Below are 16010 nucleotides of genomic sequence, written 5' to 3'. Positions count from 1 at the left end.
CCCCTTGTCCCCTCTGCTCCCTACTACCTACTCCCGCATCAAACTCATTGCCTAAAACCAACATCTCACCCTGTTCGGCAGTTGGCAAGCGGGGTTGAGGATCTACGCCTAAACCGTCAGGACTTACCGCGCCCAAAATTAAGACGAAAAATGACAACGTGAGCAGCCAACCCATTTGTTGTCGCCAAACTCGCCAGGGAATCCCTGCTGTTAAAGTAATCAAAATGAGTAAGATGACTAAACTTACTCGGTAGAGAGAGTTTGCCATAATTGGCGCTGCTAAAAAGCTGAGCAACCAAGCCAATTTCACCCTCGGATCGAGTCGATGCAGCCAAGCAATCGGTTGTTCTAGATATAACCCTATGGGTAGCGATCGCAGTAAGTCCATTTTGATTGGGAGCAGGGAGCAGGGGGAAGAGAAACTCGCGGAGCTATTCCAAGTCGCAAGTCGAAATTAATTCCGAATTCCGAATTCCGAATTCCGAATTCTCCTACACGCGGGTAGCGCGATTTGAGCTTTTTTCTACGTCGCGGGCTTGTTTGCTACGCCAGAATAACCGAATCGGCGTGCCAGTATAACCTAGTTGTTGGCGAAATTGTCGCTCGATGTATCGACGATAGTTGTCGTTGAAGCGCTTGGCATCGTTGACGAATAATGCGATCGCTGGGGGTTGAACGCTGACTTGCGTACCATAATAAATTCTTCCTTGTCGTCCTTGGCGAGTCACTGGGGGAGAATGCCACCTCAAAGCCTCTTCAATTACTTCGTTGACAACTGCTGTAGAGACGCGACGCTTGTGAGATTCGGCGGCTCGGTCTACTAATTCTAAAATTTTTTCTACTCGTTGTCCGGTCGTAGCACTGACAAAAATTGCCTCTGCCCAGTCTAGAAACTGCATTCGCTCTCGCAGGTTTTTTTCGTAGTCGTAAATTGTGTATGTATCTTTTTCGATCGCATCCCACTTATTCACGACCAGAACGCAAGCCCGTCCTTCTTCAACAATACGTCCGGCGAGTTTTTGGTCTTGTTCGGTCACGCCGTCGAGCGCATCAATGATGAGTAACACTACGTCAGCGCGGCGAATTGCCTTAAAAGCACGATTGATGCCAAAAAATTCGGGTCCGTATTCGACGTTTTTCTTTTTGCGAATTCCGGCTGTATCGATTAAGCGATAGGTTTGTCCTTGGTGTTCGACCACGGTATCGATTGAATCGCGTGTCGTACCAGAAATTGGACTGACGATCGCTCGACTTTCGCCGACAAAAGCGTTTAACAAGCTAGATTTGCCGACATTGGGTCTACCGACAATCGCTACAGCAATCTCATTTGTTGGAGTAATTTCTTCAGGTTGGGGTAAGTGGGCGATCAGTTGGTCTAACAAATCTCCCGTACCGTTGCCATGAATGCCAGAGACAGCATACGGTTCGCCTAGTCCTAGTTCCCAAAACTGCGCTGCCTGCATCAGACCTTGTTCGGGTGATTCACATTTATTGACAGCAAGTAGCACGGGTAGGGATTGTTGCCGCAACCACGCCGCCACTTCCTCATCGGCTGGCAGTGGTCCGGTTTGACCGTCAACGACAAATAGCACTGCACTGGCTTCGCTCAAAGCTACCATGACCTGCTGTCGGATCAGGGGTAAAAATTCGGTGTCGTCGTCGAAGACCAAGCCGCCTGTATCGACTACCAAAAATTCGCGATCGCACCAGTACGCAGGCATGTAGGTGCGATCGCGCGTCACACCTGGTTCGTCATAGACAATCGCCTCCTGTACTCCAGCCAGGCGATTAGCAAGCGTAGATTTGCCCACGTTAGGGCGACCGACTATGGCAACAATTGGCAAAGGCATATAAGTGGCTGAAGCATCAAACTTTCATTGTAGCGACTCTCTAGAGTTTCGATCGCAACTTGAGTTGAAAGAGAATTTTTGGGCAAAATCTTTTTTTCGATTGAAATATTCTTTAAGTAAAGTAGTTTTTCTGACAAAATACTTAAACAAACTAAATCAAATTCTGTTTTACGCAATCGCGGATTTCCTGTATTATTCCTTTAAACAAATGAGACAAAGCAACTAAAATTGCCTCTTTCTAACTCTTGTTGGAACTTGGCTATTTTCTCTTGCTTTTGTTTTAAAAAAGACAAAGTTTTTGCAAAGATTCAAGCCAAACGTGCAAAATTTGCACGAATCAAATATACGATCTGTCGATAGAAACTTTGTCAAAAAAATAGTTGAGTTTGACAATATGTCGTGTATATTGAAAAGATATTCGCAGATTAAAGTTGTTTTCAGACTTAACCAAGAAAATTGCCGAGTGGCTCTCGGCAAGCGTTTGAATGCCAGATCTACCACAAATTAAGAGTAAACTTTAGACTGATAGCAGTCATTAGAGTTTTGTGTTTTCATTTCAGGGCTGAAGTAAGACAGACAAAACTAATTCGTTACCAATAGTCAGCTCAAAGGCGATCGACACGATCGCAATTTAGTCTTAATTACGAGCTATTAGCTACTAGCTAATAGTGATATAGCAGTTCTAAATGATTTGTAAAGCAGGTTTCTAGCCTGCGGCAGGCTAGAAGCCTGCTCCGGTCATGAATCAAATAGGACTGCTATAGAGAGGCGCGACATATCATCTTACTGCACCGATATCCGATGGCTGACAACTTTGTACAGACGTTACATGTAACTGACAACTGACAACTGACATCAGGAGGATACAAATTTAAGTGATTCAGCACGAACTACTTAATTTACCTACCAAGAAATTTAGTACTGGGACGCTAATAGCCCAAGGCAGTGGTGTAGGTAGCTGGCAACTTCTGTCCTATCAAGTCCCGATTAACCCCGTCCATGCAGCATTGTTACGAACGGGAAAAATCTTTTTTTTCACTGGTTCGGGAAATAATCCCACGCGAATTAATTCGCCCTTCAACAGCGTAGTTTGGGATGTAAACAGCGGCACGTTTACCAGTCAATCACCACCAACAGATCCCTCTGGACTACCCATCGATCTTTTCTGTGCCGGACAATCGTTTCGCGCTGACGGTCGCTTAATGATTGCAGGTGGAACTCTGCAATACGACCCTTTCTATGGAGCAACCTCTGCTTTTTTATTCGATCCGAGTAACGAGCAGCTGACAGCCATAGCCTCAATGAAGTACGGTCGCTGGTATCCTACAATCCTAACGCTGGGCAACGGTCGAATTTTTGCCTTATCGGGGCTGGATGTGAATGGCAATCTAGCAATCAACCCAGAAATATATTCCAGCTCTTGGAGAGCGTTTTCTCAAGCTACCAGTCCTTTCGAGCTTTACGCCCATTTAATTTTGACCGCTACGGGGCAGGTTTTTTATACCGGAGGCTATTTTGCTTTTAATAATGGCGTTTCCGCCCGCCTACTCACTTTACCAGGTAATTTCAATCAAAGAATTACCGAAACACCCGTAGGTGCATTGCAACAGCCCGACTCTGGCGCTCAAGCTGCTAGCGTACTGCTTCCACCAGCTCAAGACCAGCGAGTCATGGTGATTGGGGGTGGAAATCCCAATCAGGCAACCAACAGAGTCAGTATCATCAACTTAAACGCAAGTAACCCTGCATATGCAACTGCACCATCGCTCAATTTTGCTCGCAAGCACCACAACGCCGTAATTCTGCCCGATCGCACGGTTTTAGTTTGTAACGGTAGCGGATTTGATGAAGCCGGGAATGCTGCCACGTTGACCGCAGAGATCTACGACCCGATCGCCAATACTTGGACGCTTACAGCGCCAGCTAACCGAGTTCGCCTCTATCACTCCGTTGCCTTACTGCTACCAGATGGCAGAGTTGTCACCACAGGTGGTAATCCCAGGCGGTTAAATGAATGCGATAGCAATGGCAACCTTCCAGGCACGCCATCACTACCTTGTGAGGACAGGCAAATTGAAATTTACAGCCCGCCTTACATCTCGCAAACGCGACCGACAATTCAAAACGCACCCGCAGAAATCTCGCTGGGCAATACATTCACAGTCACGACTCCCCAGGCACAGAACATCCAATGGGTCAGCTTAATTAGACCAATGGCAACAACCCACGGACTAGATACAGAACAACGGCTGGTAGATGTGCCGATCGCCTCTAGAACTAGTACTTCCCTATCCGTGACCCTGACATCTAATCGCAATATTGCCCCTGCTGGCTGGTACATGTTGTTCGTCAGCAATAACAGTCGCGTACCTTCAGTAGCTAGATGGATAAGGGTTAGGTAATCAGTTATCAGTGAACAGTTATTAGTGGTTAGTGACTAGTGATTAGTAACTGGACTCAATTCTTGTCACCAGCCACTAGTCACTAGCCACTAGCCACCAGTCACGCACCACGCACTACTTATTTCATATGGAAATCAGAATTTCTCGTCGTCGGTTTGGACAATTGGCGATCGCTACAACTACAATTGCTGGATTTAGCTATTTAGCTAGCAAAACCTCGGCACAAACATCGGGTTTAACGATCGCGGGCATTAGTTCTAGGGGAACTGTTACTACCCCAGATTCCAGTCGTACCGATGTTTCCAGTCCCTCTGTGGAAACGGGCGATGCCTCCGATACCTCTGATACATCCCAACAAGTCATTATTAACTCGCTTGACTTGCCAACAGGCAGAAGGCAGGGAGGGGTAACATCTGCAATGCCCACGGATGAAAGTATTAGCGGTTTTGCCTACTTAATCGACGGTACGCCTGTGGTTGCCATAACTCCCGCTAGAACCACTAGAAGGAAAGGCAGAAATCCGACACGCCTCAGCTTTCCTGGGATATCTCGCGCTGATGTGACAGTTTCAGGACTTACACCCCAGCAAAGACTTGAAAGTTTGATGGTAACTCCAGATGGCACGCTTTTTGGTTTGGTTGCAAATAAGAACGGTACACCACCTGTAAGACTTGTAGAAGTCAACCCCAATACAGGAACTTTTAATGTCAGACTCAGCCTACCATCTGACCAAAAATATAGTACCTTAGCAATCTGTCCCAACGGCACGATCTATACAACTGCCGTTGCTAACGGTGCTACTACTCTGGTCAGAATTAATTTAGCGCAAGCTAGTGTCACGCCGTTAGTACAATTGCGGTTGAATAACAACTCTTGGGGTAATGGCTTGCAAAGCCTATTATGCAACAACGCTAACCAGCTGATTGCTTTTGGCGCACCGAGATACATCCAACCAAATGCCCTTTATACTGTAGATTTAAGCAGTGGCGCTATGGCTAAGCTGGTAGACTTTGATGCTGCTAGAGTGGCAATGCGGACTACATAGGGTAATTGGTTGTTGGTAATTGGTAATTGGTAATTGGTAGTTGCTTCCCTGACAACTGATAACTCTGTACAGACGTTACATGTAACGTCTCTACACTGGTAACTGATAACTGACAACTGATTTGTTTGCTAGTGAAAAAAAACGATTTAGAGTTTTACGATCGCAGTGCTGCCGAATGGTGGCAACCTGATGCTAAGATCTACGCCCTGCACCGCCTTAATCCGCTTCGCTTTCAGTACTTCGATCGCCATTTAACTAATTGGCAGGGGCTGAGAGTTCTGGATGTTGGTTGTGGTGGAGGGTTTTCTTGCGAGTTTTTAGCCGCACGAGGCGCAAAGGTTTTCGGCATCGATCGCTCTTTGAGTTGTATCGCCGCAGCGAAAGCCCATGCTGCAACTTCTGGATTCGAGATTGACTATCAGTATGGATATGCCGAAGATCTGCCCTATGCCGATCGCTATTTTGATGTGGTTGTTTGTGTCGATGTCTTAGAACACGTAACGAATTGGCAACAAACTGTCATGGAAATTCATCGCGTCTTGCAGCCTGGAGGAACGTTTTGTTTTGACACGATCAACAGGACTGTGCAATCGCAGTTGATGATGATTTGGTTTTTGGAGGGAGTCGTCAAAGCGATCGATCGCGGAATTCATGACTGGGAGAAATTCATCAAACCAGAGGAGTTAACGAGTTTGATGCAACAACAGAGTTTTACGAATATTGACATTAAAGGCTTTAGCCTATTTGGAAGTTCACCCTGGGATGCGATCGCCACTTTCTGGCGCTATAAGAGAACGGGTAGTTTGAGGGCAAGCATTATAGATAATACGTCAGTCATGTATATTGGCAAGGCAGAAAAAACAGCGCGATCGTAAAAAACTGCTAAAGTCTAGCCCCGCGATCGCGTGGAGTGCGTCAAGATCGTAGGGACAGGTTTACTTAAAATAAAATGTCTGTTCGCAGTAGAGTTTCTTTGTAAACCTGCCCGTACAAAAGTCAAAAGTCAAAAGTCAAGATGCTGGAACTTAAATTCAATCCGTGACAGCATATGACCGCAAACATTAATATGAAGCACTCTGTAGATATTGCGATCGTCGGCGCTGGGCATAATGGATTGGTAGCAGCATTACTGCTTGCTCGTCAAGGATTGAACGTATTGGTTCTGGAAGAAAAACAGGCGATTGGTGGGGCTTGTCGTACCGAAACACCTTTTCGTACTGCACCCAACTTAGGTATTTCTACAGGCGCGTACTTGTTGGGGTTAATGCCACCAGAACTCCTAAAAATTCTAGATATCGATCTACCCACAATCCGTCGCGATCCTCACTATTTCGTCCCGACAACAGATCGGCGCTACCTGCTATTTGGTTCCGATACGGCACAGATGCAGCAGCAGTTTACTGCCTTTTTTTCTGAGGCTGATTGGCAAGCAAATTTGGCATTGCAAGAGGAACTGGCACAGTTGAGAGAGGATATTGCCCCGACGTGGTTAGAGGAACCGCTATCGATAGAAGAGACAGCAGAAAAATACGTGCGATCGCATTTAAGATCTATATTTATCGATCTGTGTCGCAAGTCTGTTGGCGAATATCTCGATCGCTTTGATTTTAAAAGCGATTTAGTTAAGGCAATGTATGCTGTCACCGATGGATTTACAGGGGTATTCGGTACTTGGGATACTCCAGGTACGGGGATGAATTTTCTCGTCCATAATATGTGTCGCCTCCCAGGAAGCGATGGTACTTGGATGGTGGTACAAGGGGGAATGGGGACTGTGACTAGTCGTCTGGCAGAGGCGGCGGTGAAAGCTGGAGCCAAAATTGAAACTGGGCGCGGCGTAGATAAAATTGTAGTATCTCAGAATATCGCAACGGGTATCGTGTTGCAGGATGGCACTGAGATTGCTGCTAAAACCGTAATTGTGAATGCCGATCCATTTCGGATGCGTCAACTTGTCGGTACGGAGAATCTTACTAGCGACTACAACCGCAGGCTAGATAGTTACTTGCGAGATGGCACGACTTTTAAAGTCAATATGTGTTTGCGAGAACTGCCCCAGTTTACCTGTTTGCCTGAAAATCAGGGTCAGTACGGCACGACGATTCATTTATTACCGGACGAGTCAGAAGTGATGATGCATTTGTATCAAGCTTTTGCGGATGTGGAAGCGGGAAGACTACCGGAATTTCCGACGATTGAATGGTACATTCATACAACTCTCGATCCTTCTTTACAAGATGGGCAAGGGCATCATAATTCAGCTTTGTTCGTGCAGTGGGTTCCTTATGAATTACAAGGGACAACCTGGGAAGAGGAGGAAGAGAATTATGTAAGACATTTACTCTCAATTTGCGATCGCTTTGCCCCTGGTACTTCCAATCTCGTTCAAGAAGTTTTTGCCCTCCATCCCCAGAGATTAGAACAGCATTTTGGTTTGACACGCGGACACATTCATCACGTCGATAATTCTTTTGGATTTAGCGATCGCTTGCCATATGCTACGCCGATTCAGGGTTTATACTCAGCTAGTGCAGGTTGCCACCCCGCAGGTTCGGTGATTGGTGCAGCGGGACACAATGCCGCAATGCGAGTTATGCGCGATTTATAGGTTACGATCTGCATTCTTCTCTCTTGTATACGGCAGTTAGACAAGCTAAATCGATTCAAGCAATAGCTACAGCTTTACAGTGTTTTTTATTGTTTTAGAGGCGATCGCTTATCCCGATCTATTTGTGTTAGCAGATGCAATTAAGGAGGCGATCGAGTTATCTCCTGGGGTTGGGTTAAAGTTGGTGAAACAGAAAAATTCGATCGTGTTTTTTCCATCTGATAGCGGTTTTCGATTGGGTAAAACACACGATTTGTAGGGGCACACAGCTGTGCGCCTCTACAAATGTCACGCACGCAATCGAGAATTGCTATGATGCTAAGGTGTTAGGTGAATAAGACTAATAACCAAAAAAACATTCTGTCTTCTGGCTCCTGTCTCCTGTCTTCTGCTTCGGTAAAATATAGTTTTGTCAAACGCTATTTAGAAAGATGGTACTCACTTCAAACGATTTTAGCGGCTTACTCAACGAGCGTTTTTTTCGTAATTTCTTGCCAATTCCAGCTACTAGTAGTTTAGATTTGGGTGCAATAACACCAGAGTTTCGATTGCCAGATATTACTAATGGTAGAGAAGTTAAGCTTTCAGAATATCGAGGTAAGCAACCTGTCATTTTAGCTTTTACGCGGATTTTTACGGAAAAGCAATATTGTCCTTTTTGCTTCCCGCATATTAAAGATGTGAACGAGAAGTACGATCGCTTTCGCGATCGCGGAATTGAGTTATTGATGATTACAAGTACTGATGAAAAACAAAGTCAGATCGTAGTCAGAGATTTAGGTTTGAGAATGCCGTTACTGAGCGATCCTAGTTGCAATGTATTTAGAGCATACAGCACGGGACAAGCTCTGGGTGCGCCTTTACCTGCTCAGTTTGTATTAGATAATCAGGGCAGGTTGCGTTACAAACACTTGTTTTCTTTCCTCGACCATAATGCCAGTGTAGAGCAAATGTTAGCAGCACTTAATTAGATTTTACTGCCAATTTAATGTGGATTGTAAAATAGGAGCTAAAGTAGGGGCGCACAACTGTGCGCCCCTACATAATTTTGTAATACTAGTTTACAACCGTACTTGTGGCAAGCGATCGCGGGGATTAAAACTGCGACTACTGCGAATCTTTTCATAATACTCCCGCTCCGTACTGCTCAAATCTTTCGGTGGAACGATCGCAATTTTTACTAGCAAATCGGTGCGTCCACCTTTTGGTAGAGTCCAACCTTTACCGCGTAAACGTAGAGATTGACCGGAACGAACTCCAGCTGGAACATTAAGCTTGACAGAACCATCGGGAGTAGGAACGTCAATTGCTGCACCAAGAACCGCTTCATCGGGAGTAATTGGCACTTCGCAGACGAGATTGTCGCCTTCAAACTTGAAGAAAGAGTGCGGTTGAATGTCCGCTTTCAAGTACAAATCGCCTCGTTGCTGCGTAGCAGGATTAACTAAACCCTTACCCCGCACGCGGACGCGGCTACCAGGTTTTGCCCCTGGCGGAATGCGGACTTCAATAGTTTCACTACCAACACTCAACCGTTTCTGTACGCCGTGAAACGCTTCTGATAAAGTGAGGGCGATCGCGGCTTCTCTGTCGGTGCTAGCTGCGGAACCGTCAAAACCAGCAGTGGGATCGGTGAAGCCGTCAAAACCGCCCGTTCCAGACGATCTTCTTCCAGAAGTGGTATAACTATATGTCTGACGAGTCCCACCAGTTCGTGCGCCAGGTGCGCCAGGTGTGCCAGGTGCGCCAGCACCACCAAAACGACCGAGTAGATCGTTGATAAACTCATCAAAACTGCCGTATCTGCCAAACTCAAAATCGTCGAAACCAACATTAACCCCACCAGCACCAGCGCCACCAGGCGACCAAGCTTGTCCGGCTTGCTTCCAGTACTGACCGAATTGGTCGTATTTACGGCGCTTGTCTGGATCTGAAAGGACTTCGTAAGCTTCGTTAACTTCCTTGAATCGCGCCTCGGCTTGCTTGTTACCTGGGTTAACATCCGGGTGAAATTTACGGGCTAGCCTGCGAAAAGCCTGTTTAATTTCATCATTACTGGCAGTCTTGTTGACTCCCAAAATACTGTAATAGTCCTTAAAATCAGTAGCAGCCATCTAGCTATCAGCCTCCTGAGTGCGATTCAACCTAATTTTATGTGTAGGGATAAGCCCACTAAGGCACTGTGTAGGCGACAAATCAGCACCTAGTAGGGATAGTTTCGGGTATATACATTCTGCCCTAAACTTAGCAAACGGTTACATTGAATCGAGTTCGGTTCTTGCTCAAGTCGCGATCGCAATTGCCCTACTAGGGGTTAGGGAGAAGACAAAGGGGAATTGTAGAGAGTTACATGTAACGTCTCTACAATTCCCGACTCCCGACTCCCGCTTTTGGTTGATAAGTCGAAGCAACGTGTAATTCTTTCAACTGTTTTGCGTCCACTCCAGAGGGTGCGTCAGTTAATAGACAACGGGCTTGTTGTGTTTTTGGAAAGGCGATCGCATCTCGAATTGATTCTTCCCCTGCTAGTAACATCACCAAACGGTCTAATCCGTAGGCAATCCCACCGTGGGGAGGAGTGCCGTATTCAAATGCTTCTAGGAGAAAGCCAAACTTGTTATAAGCTTCTTCTATCGACAAACCAATTGCGGCAAAGACCTGTTCTTGGACTTCCCGTTGATAAATCCGCAAGCTTCCGCCACCGACTTCAAAGCCGTTGAATATTAAGTCATAAGCTTGGGCGCGGGCTGTTTTGAGGTCGTGTAGGTCGTCGGGATGGGGGGCTGTAAAGGGATGGTGTAACGCTTCTAGACGCTTTTCGTCGGCATTCCATTCAAACATGGGGAAATCTGTCACCCACAACAAATTGATTTTGCTGGGGTCGATCTGCCCCAATTCGTAGCCAATAACTTGTCGCAAGCGGTCTAGGGTTTTGTTAACTACATCTGTAACTCCAGCACCAAATAGTAATAAGTGTCCTGGTTCTGCCCCAGTGCGACTCAAGAGTTCTTGTTTTTGTTCGGGGCTGAGGTTGTCTTTAATTGCACCAATTGTGTCGATTTCTCCATCTTCGCGAACGCGAATATAAGCAAGTCCTTTTGCACCTGCGCTTTCGGCTTCCTTAAATAAGTCACCGCCTGGTTTGATCCGCACGTTGGAAATGGCTTCATTACCGTTGGGAATAGGCAGAATTTTGACAATCCCACCAGACTTTACCGCACTGGAAAACACTTTGAAGCCGGAGTCTTTGACGAGATCGGAGACATCGACTAATTCCAGGTCAAAGCGGGTGTCGGGTTTATCGCTACCGTAGCGTGCCATTGCTTCGGCGTAAGTGAGGCGAGGGAAAGGACGGGGTAGATCGATCCCTTTAACTGTCTGGAAAATATGACAAACTAAACTTTCGTTAAGCTCCAAAATTTCTTCTTGAGACATGAAACTCATTTCCATGTCTAGTTGGGTAAATTCTGGCTGACGATCTGCCCGTAAATCTTCATCGCGAAAGCAACGGGCAATTTGATAGTAGCGGTCAAACCCCGACACCATCAGTAATTGCTTGAATAATTGCGGCGATTGTGGTAAAGCAAACCACTCACCCGGGTTGGCGCGACTGGGAACCAAGTAATCTCTCGCGCCTTCAGGGGTAGAACGGGTAAGAATGGGGGTTTCGATTTCAATGAAGCCTTGTGCGTCTTCTAGAAAACGGCGCATGGCTTTGATAACTTGGTGGCGGAGTTGCAGGTTGCGATTCATGCGATCGCGACGCAAATCTAAATATCGATACTTGAGGCGCAATTCTTCCCGTACCGACTCGGTTTCAGCCGTACTGACTTGAAAGGGTAGCTGTTTGCTGACAGCGTTAAGCAACTCAATTTTATCGGCGTAGATTTCGACTTCCCCTGTCGGTAGCTTGGGGTTGAGAGATTCTGGAGGACGCTGGGTAACTCTACCCGTAATGCAGACTACATATTCGTTCCGCAGTGCTTCCGCTTGATGGTATGAATCGGGAGTGCGTTGAGGATCGCTGACAATTTGGACAAGTCCCGTGCGATCGCGCAAATCCAAGAAAATCACTCCTCCGTGATCGCGGCGACGGTCTACCCAACCATATAGGGTAACTGTTGCTCCAATATCTTCTGTGCGGAGGTCGCCGCAATAATGGGTTCGCATAGCTATGGATTCAAACTCAGGTTAGTAATGACAATGCTCAAAATTGACAAAGCCTTCCTATTATCTAGCATTCCGATCGGTCATTGGTCATTTATTATTGGTCATTTTTCACACAAGTCAGGAGCCAGAAACCAGAAGTCAGAATAGCCCACGCATAAATTCGGGCGTAGGCGTACTGGCATATGGACACGGGCGCTGTTAATACACTGTAAAAGACTTAACCATTTGCTGTAGCTTTGGTGCGGCTTTTTGCCAACGCTGTTCCGTGGTAGAGGCGTTGAAAGTAAAGAGTTTGCCACGACTAACGGCAACACTAGCAAGATTGTGCCGTTGTTGCTGATTGGGTAACTTTACAGCATATTCTAGAATGTAGTAAGTTTTCCCGTTATAGTCTTGCTGCCCAGCATTGACTAATTCTGCTTCTCGTCCTGAATCAGGCGGTGCGATCGCGCTTTTTCCGAGTTTATAACCCACATCGCCAGGAGTTCCCAAATCGGCTAGGGTTTTGCCATCTGCTATGGAACCGATAACGACAGAAACATTTTCTGTGGTTTCAATCAAATCATGCAATACGATATCGGGACCATCTGTCACTTTAATTGGAAGCCAGCCATTAGGGTACAAAAACTCATATCCATCAACGCTATCGACAAAGCTTTTAAGTCCAGCAGTTGATAGTACGCAACCCGATAGACTCAGCGCCATCAGTACTACAAGTAAAATCGATGCAATCCGTTTCAACATTTTTAATAGTGAGTGGTGAGTGGTCATTTGTCATTTGTCATTTGTCATTTGTCATTTGTGAATAGCTAGCCACCAGATTGTCTCTAGATACTAGCCACTAGCCGCCAGCCACTAGCCACTGACAACTGATTTGTATTGTCCCATCCCAGTAACCTTCACGACTCCAGAAAGATAGCAGACAGTTATGTGATGAAATTTAGATATTTACTAAATTTAGTAACATTTAATACAGTTGTCTGATACGACGGTTGATAATGTCGCTATTAGCAGGTTGTATACAGCATTCAAATACTACAGAAAAGTAAACTCAAAAGTAAACAGAGTTTGCTTTCAATTAAGTATGGAATACCGCTAAAAGACAAGTATATAATACCAAGCTTCTAGGGTTCCGGTTTGTAGCGTCTCAGCTTACGCTGTTAGCTCGCTTAGCAAATGCAGGTCCAAGAGAAGCAAACTGGCTATGCTAAAAATTTTCTGAGTTTTTAGTTGAGTAGCGAGTGACACGGAAGGAGAAAAGCCTGGGAGGAATATCAGTTGTGACGACTGATGTTATACTCCTGGGCTTTTTGCATAATTAGCGACCTAATCTAGTTTGAAAAATTTTGAAAAATTAAGTGAGGGCGATCGCATGACTCAAAATTCTGAAAATCCTTTATTTCAGAGTCCAGACAATAATAATCACCAACCACCCACTGAAGCCCAACGCGCTTTAGAATTAGAAACGCGACTGCCGATGACAGGTTGGCAGCAAGAGGTATCGAAAGGACTGGAATACGGGTTAGAAGCAGCACAGAGTATCCGCGATCGCACGATTCCTACCTTTTCTCGTGGTGAGTTACCCCACTACGCCGGAATTAATACTTTCCTCAAAGCCCCATACTTAGAAGATGTGCGTCAGGTAGGAAATTACGATGTGGCGATCGTTGGCGTTCCCCATGACTCCGGTACGACCTATCGCCCTGGAACCAGATTTGGACCTCAAGGTATTCGCCGCATTTCTGCTTTGTACACGCCTTATAACTTTGAGTTGGGTATCGATTTACGCGAACAAATTACAATTTGCGATGTGGGAGATATCTTCACCATTCCCGCCAACAACGAAAAATCCTTCGATCAAATTTCTAAAGGCGTTGCCCATGTTTTCAGTTCGGGGGCATTTCCAATTATTCTGGGTGGCGATCACTCGATTGGTTTCCCCACGGTAAGGGGTGTATGTCGCCATTTAGGAGATAAAAAAGTTGGTATCATTCACTTCGATCGCCACGTAGACACCCAAGAAACCGATTTAGACGAACGGATGCATACTTGCCCGTGGTTTCACGCCACTAATATGAAAAATGCGCCAGCTAAGAATTTAGTCCAACTGGGCATTGGTGGTTGGCAAGTCCCAAGAAACGGGGTGAAAGTCTGTCGCGATCGTGCTACCAATATTCTCACAGTTACAGATATCGTCGAAATGGGCTTAGACGCAGCCGCAGAATTTGCGATTCAAAGAGCAACAGACGGTACAGACTGCGTTTACATCAGTTTTGATATCGACTGTATAGATGCAGGATTTGTCCCCGGTACTGGCTGGCCCGAACCAGGCGGTTTGTTACCCCGCGAAGCCCTGTCACTACTGGGTAAAATCGTGCAAAAAGTCCCCATCTGCGGTCTAGAAGTTGTGGAAGTATCGCCCCCTTACGACATCAGCGATATCACCTCTCTAATGGCAACCCGCGTAATTTGCGATACAATGGCGCATCTTGTCCTATCGGGACAACTCCCCCGCAAAGAGAAACCAGCTTACATTCATCCCGAATCCCAACCCGAACTCGTCGCTTGGACTTAGTTTGTCATTTGTCATTCGTTGGGAGATAGGAGAAGTTAAAAGTCAGAATGGTGCTTTTCCCTACTCCCTACTCCCTACTCCCTACTCCCTCTCTATGCACGAAACCGACATGACCAAAGCGCTGATTCTTACCGTGCGCGACTGGTGGGAAGCACAGCCAGAAAAACCCCAAATCTCCCGAATTCACCTAATTGTGGGTCGGTTTACCTGCGTGGAGCCTACCAGTTTGGAATTTGCCTTTGAAGTTCAAACGCGCAATACCTTTCTTGCAGGGGCAACACTAGCAATTCAAGAAACACCCTTAATTGCCTTTTGCCATCATTGCCAACAAGAATATCGTCCTGAAATTGGACTGCAATATGCTTGTCCGCAGTGTAAATCTCCTATGGAAGACATTCGCTCTGGACGGGAACTAAAAATCGATCGCATCGAATATTCAAATAAGGATGAGAGGTAATTGGTAATTGTTAATTGGTAAGTCAAAAGGTAAAAGTCAAAAGTCAAAACTAACTGGTCACTGGTCACTGGTCACTGGTCACTGATAACTGCTCATCCCACACTCCTCACCCCTAGTTATGCACCAAACATTTGACGCTGCCCTCGGGATTAATTTACTCCATGCCAATCAGGAAGGAGCTGACCACAACCGCACCCATTTTGATGAGTGGGGAATTACCTGTTTCAATGTTATGAGTAGCCCTGGCGCTGGTAAAACAGTATTACTCGAAAAAACACTGGCAGCCTTAAAAGACGATCTCAAAATTGCTGTCATTGAAGGTGATATGACCACCGAATTAGATGCCGATCGCCTGCGACAATATAACGTACCTGTAATCGCAATTAATACTGGACGTTCTTGCCATTTAGACTCAAAAATGGTGGCGGGTGGCATTCATCAATTAGAACATCAACACAATCCCGCTGATTTCGATTTAGTCCTAGTAGAAAACGTTGGTAATTTGGTTTGTCCGGCTGAATTTGAAGTAGGCGAACACGCCAAAGTTGCTCTACTAAGTGTTACGGAAGGAGAAGATAAACCACTGAAATATCCAGTCATGTTTCGCGAAGCTGATTGCTTGCTGATTACCAAGATCGATTTAGCAATCCATTTAGATATGAACATTGACACAATAGTGGCAAATGTACGTCAAATTAACCCAACCGTGAAGATTATTCCCGTATCGGCGAAGACGGGAGAGGGTTTAGCAGTATGGTTTGACTGGGTGCGATCGCAAATTGCCAAAAAAGAGCTAGAGGTCAGTAGAATCAGAGATTAGAAAAGAGAAAACATTAGTTTTTAAATCTAAAAATAGAAATTTTGGCATATATTAAGTATGCCGAAATTTCTGCTGTAACCGTC

The 16010-nt window shown here is 45.8% G+C and carries 14 protein-coding genes; 9 read left to right on the top strand and 5 right to left on the bottom strand.

Annotated features, from left to right (window positions below; translation table 11 throughout):
• Positions 1 to 388 (bottom strand): CbiQ family ECF transporter T component (locus tag C7Y66_RS06350; protein ID WP_233222551.1); only part of this gene is annotated, 388 nt, incomplete at its 3' end.
• Positions 389 to 491: 103 nt separating this feature from the next.
• Positions 492 to 1850, bottom strand: a complete 1359-nt coding sequence (gene der / locus C7Y66_RS06345) for a ribosome biogenesis GTPase Der (RefSeq protein WP_106544919.1) — start codon at positions 1848 to 1850, stop codon at positions 492 to 494.
• Between the two features lie 875 nt (positions 1851 to 2725).
• On the opposite strand from der, the gene C7Y66_RS06335 reads away from it, so the two are divergent.
• The 6 genes from C7Y66_RS06335 to C7Y66_RS06310 all read left to right on the top strand — a co-directional run bounded on the left by C7Y66_RS06335 (position 2726) and on the right by C7Y66_RS06310 (position 8876).
• Positions 2726 to 4252 carry a galactose oxidase-like domain-containing protein gene (locus C7Y66_RS06335; RefSeq protein WP_106544917.1) on the top strand — a complete coding sequence of 509 codons (1527 nt, stop codon included), beginning with the start codon at positions 2726 to 2728 and terminating at the stop codon, positions 4250 to 4252.
• Positions 4253 to 4379: 127 nt separating this feature from the next.
• Positions 4380 to 5297 carry a hypothetical protein gene (locus C7Y66_RS06330; protein WP_106544916.1) on the top strand — a complete coding sequence of 306 codons (918 nt, stop codon included), beginning with the start codon at positions 4380 to 4382 and terminating at the stop codon, positions 5295 to 5297.
• Positions 5298 to 5428: 131 nt separating this feature from the next.
• Positions 5429 to 6172: a bifunctional 2-polyprenyl-6-hydroxyphenol methylase/3-demethylubiquinol 3-O-methyltransferase UbiG gene (gene ubiG, locus C7Y66_RS06325; protein WP_106544915.1), complete on the top strand. Its 744-nt coding sequence runs from the start codon at positions 5429 to 5431 to the stop codon at positions 6170 to 6172.
• Positions 6173 to 6345: 173 nt separating this feature from the next.
• Positions 6346 to 7905, top strand: a complete 1560-nt coding sequence (locus C7Y66_RS06320; RefSeq protein ID WP_106544914.1) for an NAD(P)/FAD-dependent oxidoreductase — start codon at positions 6346 to 6348, stop codon at positions 7903 to 7905.
• 79 nt (positions 7906 to 7984) lie between these two features.
• On the top strand, positions 7985 to 8164 hold the full coding sequence (locus C7Y66_RS06315; RefSeq protein WP_106544913.1) for a hypothetical protein: 180 nt from the start codon (positions 7985 to 7987) through the stop codon (positions 8162 to 8164).
• Positions 8165 to 8336: 172 nt separating this feature from the next.
• Complete coding sequence (locus C7Y66_RS06310) at positions 8337 to 8876, top strand: peroxiredoxin (protein WP_106544912.1); 540 nt, start codon at positions 8337 to 8339, stop codon at positions 8874 to 8876.
• A 90-nt stretch (positions 8877 to 8966) separates the two neighbouring features.
• Here the strand turns inward: C7Y66_RS06310 and C7Y66_RS33235 are convergent, their stop codons facing one another.
• From C7Y66_RS33235 to psbP, 3 genes are all read right to left on the bottom strand, one after another.
• Positions 8967 to 10019, bottom strand: a complete 1053-nt coding sequence (locus C7Y66_RS33235; RefSeq protein WP_106544911.1) for a DnaJ C-terminal domain-containing protein — start codon at positions 10017 to 10019, stop codon at positions 8967 to 8969.
• A gap of 247 nt (positions 10020 to 10266) precedes the next feature.
• Positions 10267 to 12075 carry an aspartate--tRNA ligase gene (gene aspS, locus C7Y66_RS06300; protein ID WP_106544910.1) on the bottom strand — a complete coding sequence of 603 codons (1809 nt, stop codon included), beginning with the start codon at positions 12073 to 12075 and terminating at the stop codon, positions 10267 to 10269.
• A 198-nt stretch (positions 12076 to 12273) separates the two neighbouring features.
• A complete protein-coding gene (psbP, locus tag C7Y66_RS06295) occupies positions 12274 to 12819 on the bottom strand; it encodes a photosystem II reaction center PsbP (RefSeq protein WP_106544909.1) in 546 nt (181 codons plus the stop codon).
• 628 nt (positions 12820 to 13447) lie between these two features.
• On the opposite strand from psbP, the gene C7Y66_RS06290 reads away from it, so the two are divergent.
• The 3 genes from C7Y66_RS06290 (at position 13448) to hypB (ending at position 15927) form a co-directional block, all read left to right on the top strand.
• Positions 13448 to 14650 carry an agmatinase family protein gene (locus C7Y66_RS06290; RefSeq protein ID WP_106544908.1) on the top strand — a complete coding sequence of 401 codons (1203 nt, stop codon included), beginning with the start codon at positions 13448 to 13450 and terminating at the stop codon, positions 14648 to 14650.
• Between the two features lie 94 nt (positions 14651 to 14744).
• A complete protein-coding gene (hypA, locus tag C7Y66_RS06285; protein WP_106544922.1) occupies positions 14745 to 15107 on the top strand; it encodes a hydrogenase maturation nickel metallochaperone HypA in 363 nt (120 codons plus the stop codon).
• A 118-nt stretch (positions 15108 to 15225) separates the two neighbouring features.
• On the top strand, positions 15226 to 15927 hold the full coding sequence (gene hypB / locus C7Y66_RS06280; RefSeq protein WP_106544907.1) for a hydrogenase nickel incorporation protein HypB: 702 nt from the start codon (positions 15226 to 15228) through the stop codon (positions 15925 to 15927).
• Positions 15928 to 16010 lie beyond the last annotated feature (83 nt).

The sequence above is a fragment of the Chroococcidiopsis sp. CCALA 051 genome, assembly GCF_003015105.1.
Lineage (GTDB): Bacteria > Cyanobacteriota > Cyanobacteriia > Cyanobacteriales > Chroococcidiopsidaceae > Chroococcidiopsis > Chroococcidiopsis thermalis.
Note: the sequence above shows the minus strand (reverse complement) of the source record. Positions and strands in the feature narration are given on the sequence as shown.